Here is a 14,917-nt window from a genome sequence, read left to right on the forward strand (position 1 = left end):
CCGACCAGGAGGATCACGAGTAGTTGCGCTGGGCCAGGTGGACGTAGTCGAACTGCAGCGGCTCCCGGTGCAGCACCGGGGCCCCGCCGGTGTACTCCCACGCCGCCGCGTAGGCGAAGCGCTCGTCGTCGCGCAGCGCCTCGCCGTCCGGGGTCTGGCTCTCCTCGCGGAAGTGGCCGCCGCAGGACTCGGCGCGGTGCAGGGCGTCGATGCACAGCAGCTCGCCGAACTCGAGGAAGTCCGCGATCCGGTTCGCCTTCTCCAGCGACTGGTTCAGCTCACCGGAGTCGCCCGGCACCTTCACCCGCCGCCAGAACTCCTCGCGCAGCTCCGGGATGCGGGCGAGCGCCTTGCGCAGGCCCGCCTCGGTGCGGCCCATGCCGCACTCGTCCCAGATGAGCTCGCCGAGCTCGCGGTGGAACGAGTCGGGCGTGCGGTCGCCGTTGATCTCCAGCAGCCGGCCGAGCCGGCCGGTGACCTCGCCGACCACGGACGTCACCGTCGGGTCGTCCAGGCTGACCGAGCCCAGCTTGGTGCTGGCGATGTAGTTGCCGATCATGGGCGGCAGGACGAAGTAGCCGTCGGCCAGGCCCTGCATGAGGGCGCTGGCGCCGAGGCGGTTCGCGCCGTGGTCGGAGAAGTTGGCCTCACCGATCACGAACATCCCGGGGATGGAGCTCTGCAGGTCGTAGTCGACCCACAGCCCGCCCATCGTGTAGTGGACGGCCGGGTAGATCCGCATCGGGACCTTGTACGGGTCCTCGCCGGTGATCCGCTCGTACATCTCGAACAGGTTGCCGTACTTCTCGCGGACCTTGTCCTCGCCCATGCGCTTGATGGCGTCGGCGAAGTCGAGGTAAACACCGAGCCCACCCGGGCCGACGCCGCGGCCGTCGTCGCACTGGTACTTCGCCGCGCGCGACGCGATGTCACGCGGAACCAGGTTGCCGAAGGCCGGGTAGATCCGCTCCAGGTAGTAGTCGCGCTCGGCCTCGGGGATCTGGTCCGGCGAGCGGGTGTCGCCCTTCTGCTTGGGCACCCAGATGCGGCCGTCGTTGCGCAGCGACTCGCTCATCAGCGTGAGCTTGCCCTGGTACTCCCCGGAACGGGGGATACAGGTCGGGTGGATCTGCGTGTAGCAGGGGTTGGCGAACAGCGCCCCGCGCCGGTGGGCCCGCCACGTCGCCGTGGTGTTGGAGCCCTTGGCGTTGGTGGAGAGGAAGAAGACGTTGCCGTAGCCGCCGGTGGCGAGCACGACCGCGTCCGCCAGGTACGGAGTGATCTTGCCGGTGACCAGGTCGCGGGCGACGATGCCGCGGGCCCTGCCGTCGATGACGATCAGGTCGAGCATCTCGGTGCGGGGGTGGATCTCCACACCGCCGGCGTCGATCTGGCGGGACAGCGCCTGGTAGGCGCCGATCAGCAGCTGCTGGCCCGTCTGGCCCCGCGCGTAGAAGGTGCGCTGGACCTGCACGCCGCCGAAGGAGCGGGTGTCGAGCAGGCCGGAGTACTCGCGGGCGAACGGCACGCCCTGCGCGACGCACTGGTCGATGATCTGCGTCGAGATCTGGGCGAGCCGGTAGACGTTGGACTCGCGGGCGCGGAAGTCGCCGCCCTTGACCGTGTCGTAGAACAGCCGGTAGACGGAGTCGCCGTCGTTGCGGTAGTTCTTCGCCGCGTTGATGCCGCCCTGCGCGGCGATCGAGTGCGCGCGCCGGGGCGAGTCCTGGAAGCAGAACTGGATGACCTTGTAACCCTGCTCGGCCAGGGTCGCGCCGGCCGCGCCGCCGGCGAGGCCGGTACCGACCACGATCACGGTGTGGCGGCGGCGGTTGGCGGGGTTGACCAGCTTGGCGGCGAACTTGCGCCGGTCCCAGCGGGTTTCGATCGGGCCGTCCGGCGCGGCGGTGTCGACGATGTCGTCGCCCACCGTCCAGTAGGAGCCTCCGCCAGAGCCGAGGGAGGTCGTCTCGGGCATCTCAGTCCACCAATCCGGCCAGCACGGCGATGGGAACGACCATGAAACCCGCCGAGAGGAGGACCGCCAGCACGGTCGCGACGGCCTTCAGGTTCTTTTCCCGGGCCGCACTGTGCACGCCGAGGGTACGAGCAGCGCTCCAGAATCCGTGATGGATGTGGAGACCGAGCGCTAGCATGGCGATGATGTAGAAAAGTGTGACCCACCACACGGAGAAGCTGGACACCACGTTGTCGTAGGCGGCGCCCTCGACCCCGTTGCGGTTGAGCGTCAGGGCCGTGAAATCGAGGAGGTGGTAAATGATGAACAGGCCGATGATGATGCCGCCGTAGCGCATCGTGTTCACGGCGTAGCTCGCCTCGAGCCGCTGCCGGTGCGAGTACTTCTGCGGCCGGGCCCTGAGGTCGCGCCGGCTGAGCTGGTACGCCGACGCGGCATGCAGAACCACCGCCACGAGCAGCAGGGCTCGCATGATCCAGAGGAACCAGGCTCCGTGGAGCGCCGGCACTCCGATCGAGCGCAGCCAGTGCGCGTACTCGTCGAAGCTCTCGCGGCCGAAGAAGATCTTCAGGTTCCCGAGCATGTGGGCGAGGAGATAGAGGAGCATCACCGCCCCGGTGACGGCCATCACAGCCTTCTTGCCGATGGTGGACCGCCAGAAGATGCCTACGGGGGACGTAGGCCGCGCGTCGTTCGTTACAGCCACGTTGGGAAACCCTAAGGACAAGTCTCCGAGTGGTCCAAGACATGATGGGCCTGATCTCGATAGGCAGTAACTATCGTCGGTTACCCTAAGGTGTGCAGCTTCATCAGCTTGCGTATTTCGTGGCCGTGGCCGAGACCAGGCACTTCACCCGTGCGGCCGAGCGTGAGCACGTAGCGCAGCCGTCCCTCTCGCAACAGATCCGTGCCCTGGAACAGGAGCTGGGTAGTCCCCTGTTCAACCGAATGCGGGGGAACATCACACTCACTCCGGCAGGGGAGACACTGCTCCCGCTGGCACGAAGGATCCTCGCCGACACCGAGACGGCCCGCCGTCAGGTGCAGGAGCTGCTCGACCTGCGGCACGGCACCGTGCGGCTGGGCGCGACGCCGAGCCTGTGCACCGGGTTCCTGCCCGAGGTGCTGCACGCCTTCCACCTCGACTACCCGGGTATCCGGCTGCTCGTCGAGGAGGGCGGCTCGCGCGATCTCATCCGCGACCTGGCGCAGGGCCACCTCGACCTGGCGCTCATCATCCTTCCGCTGCACAGCTCGGACCCGGCGCTGTCGACCACGCCGCTGCTGCGCGAGGACCTGGTCGTCGTCACGTCCGAGAACTCCCCGCCGCCGGCGCGGGACGGCCACCTCCAGGTGTCCGACCTGCGCCACCGCCCGCTGGTGATGTTCCGCCGGGGCTACGACCTCCGGGAGTTCACCGTGAGCGCCTGCCGGATCGCCGGCTTCGAACCGACCTTCGCGATCGAGGGCGGGGAGATGGACGCGGTGGTCGGCTTCGTCGAGGCCGGGCTGGGCGCCGCGGTGATCCCGAGCATGGTCGCCCGGCGTCAGCGGCTGCGTACCACCGCCTTCGCCCCGCCCGGTCTGCACCGGACGATCGGGCTGGCCCACCGCCGTGACGTCGAGCCGCCCCGCGCGGCGCAGGAACTGCGGCGCAGCCTGCGGGCCTACCTGAAGAGCACGGCTGAGGCCGGAACGCTCCCGCCGGGCACGGATCTCCTGCCCGGATGACCCGCCTCTCCCGGTTCGGATGACGTACGTCTCCGGGCTGGATGACACGCGTCCGCCGGCCTGGACGGCACACGCTCTGCGCGGCCATATCTGTCACGGAGAGCATTGCCCTCGCGAATGTGATGTACATCACGTTTGTTAATGTGTATTTCCTGGTTAGCGTTGGCCTCTGAGCACTCCGTAATGTCCCAACCAGCTGTTCGAAGCAATTCGGAGCCGGGTTCGGAGATTGGGGTGATGGTGTCGGGTGACCGGCGCCGAAGTTGTTGCGGTGCAGGCGATTCCGTTGACGGGTCCCGGTGCCGGGAACGGGGGGTCGGTGCTGTGGTGGACCATGTTCGCCAAGCCGTTTCTCGATCTTTCCTGCCGGCTGGAAGTCGGCCGGTGGTGCATTGGCGCCACGGTGGGCCTGAGGCTGCCCCCGCTCCCCGCCCGCGGGTCCCCACGCATCTGACCAGCACACGTTCCCGGATCTTCGTGGGCGTCCCGCTCTGGGAGGGGGCGCGGGATCTTGGCCGAGCTCGGTGACCGGGCGGGGCGCATGGGCCAGTGGGGCGAGATGCGCAGACGGGCCGAGAACACCTGGTTCGAGCGGTCGAAAGTAGCTGCGACTGAGCAGCAGGAGAACTCGTCGGAGCGTTCGGAGCCCGGCGTTCCGGATACTCAGGAAATACGTGCGGGAGGCAATATGAACAGCGTCGACATCGCTCTCAAGGAAGCGATGGAGATCGATGGTGCGACCGGGGTCGCGCTGGTCGACTTCACCAGCGGGATGACGCTCGGCACGCTGGGAAGCAGCCACACCCTGGACCTGGAGGTGGCAGCGGCCGGTAACACCGAGGTGATCCGGGCGAAGATCCGCACCATGGACAGCCTGGGTCTGGCGGACTCCATCGAGGACATCCTCATCACCCTGGGCCGCCAGTACCACCTGATCCGCCTGCTGCAGAGCCACTCCGGGCGGGGGCTGTTCCTCTACCTGGTGCTCGACAAGTCGCGAGCGAACCTCGCGCTGTCCCGGCACCGCCTGCGCACCATCGAGGCACAGCTCGACCTCTGAGTCACGCCACCGGGCCCCCGGGGCCGCCGATCCGGCGGTATCCCCGGGGGGACGGCCGCTTCAGGCGGGGAAGATGGAGGGCGTGACGACCACGCCGACGCTGCGGATCACCGGCCACGTCCTGGTGGGCCCCGACGACGTCCGGGATGAGGCCTGGGTGGTCGACGGGCGGGTGAGCTTCTCCGCCCCGACCGGGGCCGCCGCGCGCGACGTGCGCACCGTGTCAGGGTGGGCGATCCCCGGCCTCGTCGACGCGCACTGCCACGTGGGCCTCGTCGCGACCGGGGCCACCGACGCCGCGACCGCCGAAGACCAGATCCGCACCGACCGGGACACCGGCGCCCTCCTGCTGCGCGACGCGGGATCGCCGTCCGACACCCGCTGGATCGACGACCGCCCGGACCTACCGCGGCTGATCCGCGCCGGCCGGCACATCGCGCGGCCCAGGCGCTACCTGCGCGGCTACGCGGCCGAAGTGGACCCGGGCGACCTCGTCGCCGAGGTCATCGAGCAGGCCGGCCGCGGCGACGGCTGGGTCAAACTCGTCGGTGACTGGATCGACCGCTCCGTGGGCGACCTCGCCCCCTGCTGGCCGCCGGACGCGGCCCGCGCCGCGATCGACGCCGCACACGCCCACGGCGCACGGGTGACGGCACACTGTTTCGCCGAGAACTCCCTCACCGACCTGGCCCGGGCCGGCATCGACTGCGTCGAACACGCCACCGGGCTCACCGCCGACACCATCACGCTGTTCGCCGAGCGCGGCGTCGCGATCGTCCCGACCCTGGTGAACATCGCGACCTTCGAAGGGATCGCCGCCGGCGCCGAGGCGAGGTTCCCCACCTACGCCCGCCACATGCGCGACCTGCACGCCCGCCGGTACGACACCGTGGCCGCCGCGCACGAGGCCGGTATTCCGATCTACGTCGGCACGGACGCCGGCGGCTCCCTCCCGCACGGCCTGGTGGCGGACGAGGTGGCCGAGCTCGTCGCCGCCGGGCTCCCACCGCGGGCGGCCCTCGGCGCCGCCTGCTGGGACGCCCGCCGTTGGCTCGGCCGACCCGGCCTGGAGGAGGCCGCGCCCGCCGACCTCGTGGTCTACCCCGAGGACCCGACCGCGGACGTCCGCGTACTGCGCGCCCCCGACCTCATCGTCCTGCGCGGCCGCGCGATCTAGACGTCCCTTCGGGCCGTGGGCCCGGCGGAACCTCTCCGCGTGCCGCTCGTTCCACGTGTGGTGGGGCGGCGCCGTACCGATGCGCCGTACTACCGACGCACCTGTGTCGCTGCGCCTGTGTCGATGGGCGGAGCCCGGTGGCTGGCGGGAGAGAGGCGGAGGGCCGGATGACGGAGCTGGTGTCCGGCGCGAACCTGACCCTGCCCGGCCCCGTGGTCGCGCTGTCACTCCCCGGTCCCTTCGATGTGACCGCTCTGGTCCTCGGGCCGGACGGCCGAGTCTCCGGCGACCGGGACATGATCTTCTACAACCAGCCGACCGGTCCCGGGGTCACCCTGCGCGTCACCGCGGGCGTGCCTTCCGTCGAGCTCGACCTGGATGGCCTGCGCCCCGGCGGTGAGCGGGTCGTCCTGGTCGCGAGCCCCGCCGACGGCGCCACCCCCTTCGGTCGGCTGCCACCACCGCTGGCCACCCTGCGTGCCGCCGGCCGCACGATCGCGACGCTGCACCCACCCCGCCTCGGGACGCAGACGGCGCTACAGCTCGCCGAGCTCTACCGGCGGGACAGGCACTGGAAGATCCGCGCGCTCGGCCTGGGCTACGCGGACGGACTGGCCGGGCTCGCCCGCGACTTCGGCGTCGATGTCAGCGCTGATGGCGGCGTCGACGCCGGGCCGGCCGGGGGAGTCTCCCGCGCGCCGGGCGGTGGGGACCTCGCCGAGGTCGTGGCGCTGACGAACGTCGAACGAGCCCGGGGCGGCCTGGTCGCCCTGGTCACCGAGCCGCGGCTGGCCGCGGCGGCGCACCGGCACAGCGCCGACATGGCGACCCGGGGATTCTTCGCCCACGACACCCCGGACGGCATCACGGTGGCCGACCGGGTCCTGGCCGCCGGCTACTCCTACGCCGTCGTGGCCGAGAACATCGCGGCCGGCCAGCGCACCGCCGCCGAGGTGGTCGCCGGCTGGATGAACAGCCCGCCGCACCGCGCGAACATCCTGCGCCCCGAGGTCCGCCAGATAGGTGTGGCCCGCTTCGACGGTGGCGAGTACGGCGTCTACTGGACGCAGGTCTTCGGTACCCCCCGCTGACTCCCGCCCCCGGCACTTCGGTGTGCCCCCACGCTGGTGGAATTGCGGTGGCCGTCCATTGCCGGCGGCAGCCGGGTCCAAAGGTGGCGATTCGTCGGCGGCTGGTGTGACGTAGGGTCTCCCGGACGCCGGCCGAGGGCTGAATGCCCTGGTCCAGGCCCCTCGGAGCGGCGCCGGCGGGGTCTGGGGCCGGTGAGTTGTGGCTGGTTTGCTTGTCCGGCGACCATTCACGACCTTACGTTCGCTCCCGTCACCGTGATCAGTATTGTCGCGGTGGTCGTATGGTTCCGCGTATCTTCTCGCGGGCTTCCGGGGGTCCTCCGTGACCATCCCGAGCGCAGGCAGGCACCGGTCATCGGTGCCATGTGAGGTGGGCGGCCGTGGACGACGTCATGGGCTACGCCCTGTTGAGCCTGGGTGCCGGCGCGCTGTACGCGCTCGTCGCCACCGGCGTGGTCGTGATCCAGCGCGGTGCCGGCGTGTTGAACATGGCGCAGGGCGCGCTGCTGGCGTGGGCCGCGTACGCGTTCCACGGGGCGCGCGACGAGTGGGGTCTGCCCGCGGTGCCGGCGGCGGTGCTCGCCGTCGGGTCGACGATGGCGGTCGGCCTGGTGTTCCACCAGCTGGTACTCCGCCCGATGCGCCAGGCCACGGCCGTGCTGCGCCTGATGGCCACGCTCGGCCTGCTGATCGTCATCCAGTCGCTGCTGACCCTGATGTACGGCGGGGATGTCCGGCGTTCGCCCACCGTGCTGCCGACCGGCAAGGTGACCCTGTTCGACACCGCGGTCGGGGTGGACGTCCTGGTGCGGCTCGCCGTGGTGGCTGCCGTCGTGGCGGGGCTGTGGGCGGTGTTCCGGTTCACCACGCTCGGGCTCGCGGCGACCGCGGTGACGGAGAATCCGCAGGCCGCGGCGTCGTTGGGCTGGTCGCCGGACGCGGTGGCGAGCTGGGCGTGGCTGGCCGGGTCGGCGCTGGCGGGGCTGGGCGGTGTGCTGCTCGCGCCGCTGCAGAATCCGTTGTCGGCCGGTGGTCTGATGCTGCTGATCGTCCCGGGGCTGGCGGTGGCGCTGGTCGCCCGGTTCCGGTCGCTGCCGGCGGTGCTGGTGGGGGCGCTGGCGCTGGGCATCGTGGAGCTGGAGACCCAGGTCCACCTGGTCGCGGACCATCCGGCCTGGCGGGGTGTCGACCGTGCCGTCCCGCTCGCGGTGATCGTGTTCTACCTGGCGGTGCGCGGGCGCGGCATTCCCGACCGGGGCCATGTCGCCGAGCGCCACCCGGTGCTGGGCAGCGGCCGGGTGCACTGGCGGGCGCTGGGGATCACGGTCGGCTGCGCGCTTGTCGCCGTGTGGTGGCTGCTGCCGGCGTCCTGGGTGAACGCGCTGAACGCGAACGCCATCTGGGCGACGATCATCCTGTCGGTCGTGGTGCTGGTCGGCTTCACCGGGCAGCTCTCGCTGGCGCAGCTCGCCTTCTCCGGGATCGCGGCACTGATCGCCGGACGGCTGGTCGCCACCCGGGGCTGGCCGCTGGAGGCTGCCCTCGTGGTGGGCGTCGCCGGGACGGCGGTCGTCGGCGTGCTGTTCGCGCTGCCGGCGCTGCGCACCCGGGGTCTGCAACTGGCCGTCGTGACGCTCGGCCTCGGTGCCGCCGTGGACGCGCTGCTGTTCCAGCGCGGTTACCACTCGCCCGCGGCAAGCCCGCTCGGTGCCCTCTTCGGTGATCTCGGCACGCTCGAGGGGACGGAGGTCGGCGACGCGACCCTGTTCGGGATCAGTCTGGACAAGGTGACGCACCCGCGCGGGTTCGCGACCCTGTCGCTGCTCACGTTCGTCCTGCTCGGGCTGGCGGTGGCGAACCTGCGGCGGGGGCGCGCGGGACGGCGGCTGATCGCCGTCCGGACGAACGAGCGGGCCGCGGCGGCGCTGGGCATCAGCGTGGTCGGGGCGAAGCTTTACGCCTTCGCGCTGTCCGCCGCGATCGCCGGCTTCGGGGGAGTGCTGTACGCGTTCTACACCTACGGCGAACGCGGCAACATCGACTACGGCGGCGGCCTGTTCTCGCCGTTCGCCTCGATCCTGCTGATCGCCTACGCGGTCGTCGGGGGAGTCGGCTGGATCAGCGGTTCCTTCGCCGGCGCGACGATGGCCGCCGAGGCGCTGGCGACGAGAGCCGGGGCCTGGGTCGGCAGCGTCCTCGGCCAGCTCGGCCTGCTGCTGCGCCTGCTCTTCGCCGCGGCCGCCGGCCTGCTGGGCCTCGCGGTCGGCCGCGCCGTCGTGACAGGTACGGGGCCGACAGCGCCGGCCGCAGGCGGGACGGCGCCGGGCGCGGTGCGGGCCGCGCACCTGCGGCGGGCGGTGCCGTGGGTGGTGACCGCGGCCTTCGCCGCAGCCGCCTTCGCGGGCGGGGGCAGGGTCGTCGACTGGCTGGCCGATCTTGACCGCTACGTCCCGCTGATCGGCGGCCTGGTGCTGGTCACGGTCCTCTCCCGGTCCGGTGGTGGGATGGCGCCGGAGAACGCCCGTACCGCTCGCCGGATCCTGGAGCGCCGCTTCCCGAAGGCCGTCGAGCGGCGGATGGCCGCCGACGCGGCCCGGGTCGCCCGCCTGCTCGGCCCCGCTCCGACCCTCGAACCAGCTCTCGCCACCCCGAACGCCACCAACGGCGCCGCTTCCCTGAGCGCCGCGACCAACGCCCCCGGCGTCCCCGCCGCCAGCGCCGCCAATGCCTCCGCCCCCGCCGCAGCGGCGGGCCCGGCGACGGGCCCGATCCGCCGGGTCGGCACGGTCGCCTACCCGGCCCGGCCGGCCACGCTGTCGGTCTGGGGGCTGTCGGTGAGCTTCGGGCCGGTGGCCGCGGTCCGCTCGGTCGACCTGCGGGTCGAGCCGGGGCGGGTCGTCGGCGTGATCGGCCCGAACGGTGCGGGCAAGACGACGGTGATCGACGCGATCACCGGCTACACCTCGTCCGTCTCGCGGTCCCTGATGCTCGGCGACACCCGGCTCGACCGGCTGCCGGCCCACCTGCGTGCCCGTGCCGGGATCAGCCGGTCGTTCCAGAACCTCGAGCTTTTCGAGGATCTCACGGTCATCGAGAACATCCAGGCCGCCTGCGACCCGCGGGACGCCCGTGCCTACGCAGGTGACCTGGTGCTGCCGCGCTCCCGGCCGCTGCCCGCCGCGGCCGCCGCCGCCGTGGAGGCCTTCGGCCTGCGCGACGACCTGCTCCGCACGGTCTCGGAGCTCTCCTACGGCCGCCGCCGGCTGCTGGCGATCGCCCGCGCGGTGGCGACCTGCCCGTCCGTGCTGCTGCTGGACGAGCCGTGCGCGGGGCTCGACGAGAACGAGAGCGCCGGGGTGGCCACGCTGCTGCGGCGGCTGGCGGACAACTGGGGGCTGGGAATCCTGCTCAACGAGCATGACATGGACGTGGTGATGCGGATCTGCGATCAGGTGGTCGTTCTCGACGGCGGTGAGGTGATCGCGCAGGGCACCCCGGGTCAGGTCCGGGTCGACCCGCGGGTGCGCCGGGCCTACCTGGGCGCGGCGACCGGCGCCGGGCGCACACCGGCAACCGGCTCGGCCGGCGCGGTTAGCCGGTGAGCACGAACCCCCCGGCCCCCGGTGTGCCGCGGCCCAGGACGGGGCCTGTCGCGCCGGTGCTCAGCGCGCGCGGGCTGTCGGCCGGCTACGGCGAGGGCGGGCCGGTGGTCCGCGGGCTCGACCTGGATCTGCGGCCGGGGGAGGTGGTCACCCTGCTCGGGCCGAACGGCGCCGGCAAGACGACGACGCTGCTCGCGCTGAGCGGGGCGCTGTCGCCCAGCGGCGGCACCGTCTCGTGGAACGGCCGGGTGACGACCGCCCCGTTGCACCAGCGGGCCCGCGCCGGGCTGGCCTTCGTCCCCGAGGACAGGTCCGTGATCATGGATCTGACGGTGCGGGAGAACCTGCGGCTCGGCCGCGCCGACACCGGCGTGGCCCTGGAGACGTTCCCCGAGCTGGCCGGGCATCTCGACCGGCGGGCGGGCCTGCTCTCCGGTGGTCAGCAGCAGATGGTCGCGCTCGCCCGGGCCCTCGCGCGCCGGCCCGCGGCGCTGCTCGCCGACGAGCTCTCGCTCGGCCTCGCGCCCCAGCTGGTCGAACGGCTGCTCGGCGCCGTCCGGGCCGCGGCCGACGGTGGTCTCGCCGTGCTTCTCGTCGAGCAGCATGTGCGCAGCGCGCTGGCGGTGGCCGACCGGGTGATCGTCCTGCGGCATGGCCAGGTCGCGTGGTCGGGCCCGGCGGCCGGGGTGCGGGCGGATCCCGACCTGCTCCTCGGCGCCTACCTGCCCCTGGCCTGACGCCACCCGGAGGTCGTCGCCCGGCGCGCGGGCAACAGCGGGCACGCGCGCCAGGCGGTCGGGTCAGGCGGGTCGGGTCAGGAAGCGCCGCGGGCCAGCAGGTCGAGCGCCTGGTAGGTCTCCGGCCCGAGCGGGACGAAGGTGTGCTGGGCGCTGTCCCAGCGGGCACCGCGCATCGTCGTGTTGAAGACGCGCTCCACGCCCGGGATGGGGTTGGGCGTGGTGAAGTCCAGCGGCGGGATCACGCCGAGGTCGAGGCCCTTGGTCGCGCGGAGCTGCTCGAGCAGGCTCTTCGTCGTCAGGTCGCCCGAGACGGAGTTGCCGACCTTCTCGGCGATCTGGACGGACAGCCACGCCCCGGTGGTCTCCGTGGAATCCCGGAGCTCGGCGCGCGCGTCGGCGTCGCCCCCGGCCGCCTCGGCGTCCATTTCGGAGATCATCCGCTTGAGCTCGGGGAACTCGGCGGCCTGGCTGAGCTCGGGGAACGCGCTGGCGACGACGAGGTTGTCGGCGGCCGGCCCGAGCGTGGCGAGGTACTCCTTGGAGAGGGTGCCGGCCGCGTGGCAGGTGCGCAGGTTCGGGTCGCCGCCGCCGATGACCGCGTAGGCGGCCTGGTCGAACACCACCAGGACGGCGCCGTCCGCACCCGCCCTGCTCAGCTGCGCGACGGTCGGGGTGAGGTCGCTGCTGGTGATCGGGATGCGCAGTTCGGGGTTGATCGGCGCCCCGGCCGCGCGCCCGCCGGCCTGGGCCATCGTGATCAGGCGGTCACTCGCGCTCAGGTCGTAGCCGACCAGCCCGATCCTGGACGCCCCGGCCTTGCGTAGCAGCGACGGGCAGACGGCCGGGTAGAAGGTGAGCGGGCTGACGACGAAGCTGACGTCCGAGCTGAGCTCGGAGCCGTCCGCCGCGATCCCGGCCGACCCGATCGCCGGAATGCCGGCCTCCTCGAGGATCGGCATGATCCCGCCCGAGCCGTTGACGGTGGAGACCACGGCCAGAACGTGCTCGTCCACCGCCTTCTGGGCGCATTCCTTCGCCGCGGTGGCGTCGTTCTTCTCGTTGCAGTGCAGGATCTCGACCGGATGGCCCTTGATGCCGCCACGCTCGTTGACACCGCGGGCGGCGGCCCGGACCGCCGCCACCATCTCGGGATGGTTGGCCCCGGTGGTGCCGACCGGCGCGATGATCATCAGCTTGACCGGGTCGCCGGAGCTGGTGGCCGTGCCACCGCCCTGCTCGCCGTCGCCGCCGCCGCATGCGGCGAGCGCCAGCGCGGCCCCGGCGAAGGCGGCCCCGAGCCGCAGACCCAGACGTCGTCTCACCGGTTCGTCCCTCCTGAATACTCCTGGCGTGCCGGCGGCGCGGCGGGGTCGTCCGTCCGCGCGGCGCCACAGGCCTCGTCACGGTAGACCCGTCCGTACGTGATCCCTACGGCAGGGTGAGTCGGGAATCTCCCAGTGTGTCTCCGGGGTGACGCTACGCAGCGTCGCGGGTCGTGGCGTCACCAGGGCATGGCGAGACCGCGCACACTCGCCCTGACCAGGCCGGACGTGGTGCCCGAAGGTCAGGGCGCGGGTGCCGGAAGGTGTCGCCGGCCGGCGCCGCTCAGATCATCTGGGACGCCGCTCGGATCAATGTCAGATCACCTGGGACCACGCGTAGGCGAAGCCCATGACGTGGTCGGTCAGTGTCTCCAGGTGGCTCGCCGTCCGCTGGTCGACCACCTCGCCGGTCGGGCCGAAGGGCGGCGTCGAGGTGTCGATCGAGACGCCGAGCGGGGTCGGCCAGCCGCGCAGGGCGTGGACGGACGAGCGCAGCGTCGCGAGCGCGGTGCCCGCGGTCTGCGGGCCGTCCGCGCAGACGATGAGCCCGACCGCACGCCCGTCGAGATAGGGGCGGGGCGCGTCCCGGAGGTCCTCCAGATAGTCCAGGGCGTTTTTGACCAGGCCCGACATGCCGCCGTGGTAGCCCGGAGTGGCGATGACGAGGCCGTCCGCCCGGGCCACCTCACTGATCAGCCGCTGGGCCGCCGGCGTCCGCTCCCGCTGTTCCGGGACGTACATCGGCAGGTCCAGGTCGGCCGAGCCGAGCAGGACGGTCTCCGCTCCCGCGCCGGCCATCGTCCGCAGGACGGTGCTCAGCGCGTGCAGCGTCGTCGACTCCGGCCGGGTCGTCCCCCCGATGCCGACGATGGTCGGGCGGCGCCGCCGCTCGTTCCGGACGGTCGGGCCCGCGAACCCGGTCAGCCCACTGAGCGCGTCGAGCCCGCCCAGGCCGCCCAGCGGGTCACCCCCCGACCGGGCCGGTAGATCCTGACCCGGTCGTACCCGGCGCCGGGCCAGCAGGCCCTCGGAGTTGTGTCCCTCGCCGTTCGTCGTGAACGCGCCGTGCACGTCGTCCATCGACTCCTCCTCACCAGACCTCGTGCGGTTCCCCGGTGGACCGGCGCGGTGCGGCGCCCCGGTCCGCGACCGGCGACCGCCCGAGACCGGGCCCCCGCCGAGGCCCGGGCGCCCAGCGCCGGACATCGGTCGGATGTGTTGAATGACTTCTCATCTCATTACCGCAAAGACCAGATCAGATGCGACGGATGGTGGCCGGTCGGCGTGTCACGGGTGGTCGGTGTGTCAGGAGTGGTCCGGGCCGCGCCGCAGCGCAGCCGGCAGCGCCACCGCGCCCGGACCGAAGACGGCGACCCGGTCGTCGGGGTTGGACATGTGACAGTGCTGCAACGACAGGCAGCCGCAGCCGATGCACGAGTCGAGACCGTCACGCAGCCGCTCCAGCGCCTCGATCTGCTCGTCGAGGCGGATACGCCAGTCGCGTGAGATCGCCGTCCAGTCCGCGCGGGTCGGGGTCCGCTCGTCGGGCAGTCGCCGCAGCGCCTCCCGGACCTCCTCCAGGCTCAGGCCGATGTTGCGCGCGGCCCGGATGAACGCCAGTCGGCGCAGCACGTGGCGGGCGTAGCGCCGCTGGCCGCCGCTGGTCCGGCTCGCGGTGAGCAGGCCCTCCCGCTCGTAGAAGCGCAGCGCGGACGGGGTGAACCCGCTGCGGTGCACGACCTCGCCGAGGGTCAGCAGATCCGTGGAGCGCATCGCCCGACGGTACTACCTGAACCTGAAGTCAGGTAGAGCTAGCGCGGGCGGCTCACCGCCGGAACGGGCCGGACACCTCGAAGGTCATCCCGGTCCGGCTGCGCCCGTCCTTCCCCCGTTGGGAGGAGAAGTACAGCCGGCGCCCGTCGGGACTGAAGGCCGGGCCGGTGATCTCGGAGGCGCGGTGGTCCGGCAGGTGCAGGAAGCGGGAGAGGACGCCGTCTCCTGTGATCATGTGCAGTGCCGGCCCGGGACGGTCCTCGGCGATGAACAGGTCGCCGGCGGCCGATCCGGTGATGTTGTCCACGCCCGCCATCCGCGTACCACCGCGCGGGACCCGCTCGGGATCGTAGAGCAGGGAGATCCGCTCGCCGACCGCGTCGTAGGCCCAGACCCGGTTGTCGCCCTTGGTGGTGAAGAAGCAGGTGCCCGCCACGTAGTGG

The 14,917-nt window shown here is 72.2% G+C and carries 11 protein-coding genes and 1 pseudogene; 6 read left to right on the forward strand and 6 right to left on the reverse strand.

Annotated features, from left to right (window positions below):
- Positions 1 to 13: 13 nt before the first annotated feature.
- Together MXD62_RS21220 and MXD62_RS21225 are read right to left on the reverse strand one after the other, a co-directional pair.
- Positions 14 to 1,978: a fumarate reductase/succinate dehydrogenase flavoprotein subunit gene (locus MXD62_RS21220; RefSeq protein ID WP_071061295.1), complete on the reverse strand. Its 1,965-nt coding sequence runs from the start codon at positions 1,976 to 1,978 to the stop codon at positions 14 to 16.
- A gap of 1 nt (position 1,979) precedes the next feature.
- On the reverse strand, positions 1,980 to 2,642 hold the full coding sequence (locus MXD62_RS21225; RefSeq protein WP_308301298.1) for a succinate dehydrogenase cytochrome b subunit: 663 nt from the start codon (positions 2,640 to 2,642) through the stop codon (positions 1,980 to 1,982).
- A 134-nt stretch (positions 2,643 to 2,776) separates the two neighbouring features.
- Here MXD62_RS21225 and MXD62_RS21230 point away from each other — a divergent pair, with 134 nt between their 5' ends.
- From MXD62_RS21230 to MXD62_RS21255, 6 genes are all read left to right on the forward strand, one after another.
- Complete coding sequence (locus MXD62_RS21230) at positions 2,777 to 3,709, forward strand: LysR family transcriptional regulator (protein ID WP_112104692.1); 933 nt, start codon at positions 2,777 to 2,779, stop codon at positions 3,707 to 3,709.
- A 688-nt stretch (positions 3,710 to 4,397) separates the two neighbouring features.
- The gene (locus tag MXD62_RS21235) at positions 4,398 to 4,769 is read left to right on the forward strand and encodes a hypothetical protein (protein ID WP_020572709.1); all 372 of its coding nucleotides are present in this window, start codon (positions 4,398 to 4,400) and stop codon (positions 4,767 to 4,769) included.
- A gap of 82 nt (positions 4,770 to 4,851) precedes the next feature.
- Entirely contained in the window at positions 4,852 to 5,946 is a 1,095-nt protein-coding gene (locus MXD62_RS21240) for an amidohydrolase family protein (RefSeq protein ID WP_368862429.1), read from the forward strand.
- Positions 5,947 to 6,113: 167 nt separating this feature from the next.
- Complete coding sequence (locus MXD62_RS21245; RefSeq protein WP_248831246.1) at positions 6,114 to 7,037, forward strand: CAP domain-containing protein; 924 nt, start codon at positions 6,114 to 6,116, stop codon at positions 7,035 to 7,037.
- Positions 7,038 to 7,417: 380 nt separating this feature from the next.
- The gene (locus MXD62_RS21250) at positions 7,418 to 10,639 is read left to right on the forward strand and encodes an ATP-binding cassette domain-containing protein (RefSeq protein ID WP_248831247.1); all 3,222 of its coding nucleotides are present in this window, start codon (positions 7,418 to 7,420) and stop codon (positions 10,637 to 10,639) included.
- Entirely contained in the window at positions 10,636 to 11,376 is a 741-nt protein-coding gene (locus MXD62_RS21255) for an ABC transporter ATP-binding protein (RefSeq protein ID WP_248831248.1), read from the forward strand. Before MXD62_RS21250 ends, MXD62_RS21255 begins: the two co-directional genes overlap by 4 nt.
- A 77-nt stretch (positions 11,377 to 11,453) precedes the next feature.
- Here MXD62_RS21255 and MXD62_RS21260 read toward each other — a convergent pair whose 3' ends face one another.
- From MXD62_RS21260 to MXD62_RS21275, 4 genes and pseudogenes are all read right to left on the reverse strand, one after another.
- A complete protein-coding gene (locus MXD62_RS21260; RefSeq protein WP_248831249.1) occupies positions 11,454 to 12,701 on the reverse strand; it encodes an ABC transporter substrate-binding protein in 1,248 nt (415 codons plus the stop codon).
- A 315-nt stretch (positions 12,702 to 13,016) separates the two neighbouring features.
- Positions 13,017 to 13,781, reverse strand: a complete 765-nt coding sequence (locus tag MXD62_RS21265) for an NADPH-dependent FMN reductase (RefSeq protein ID WP_248831250.1) — start codon at positions 13,779 to 13,781, stop codon at positions 13,017 to 13,019.
- Positions 13,782 to 14,006: 225 nt separating this feature from the next.
- Entirely contained in the window at positions 14,007 to 14,474 is a 468-nt protein-coding gene (soxR, locus tag MXD62_RS21270; protein ID WP_248831251.1) for a redox-sensitive transcriptional activator SoxR, read from the reverse strand.
- Positions 14,475 to 14,526: 52 nt separating this feature from the next.
- Positions 14,527 to 14,917: pseudogene (locus MXD62_RS21275) on the reverse strand (translocation protein TolB); the annotation flags it as partial.

It is taken from the genome of Frankia sp. Mgl5 (assembly GCF_023242985.1).
Lineage (GTDB): Bacteria > Actinomycetota > Actinomycetes > Frankiales > Frankiaceae > Parafrankia > Parafrankia soli.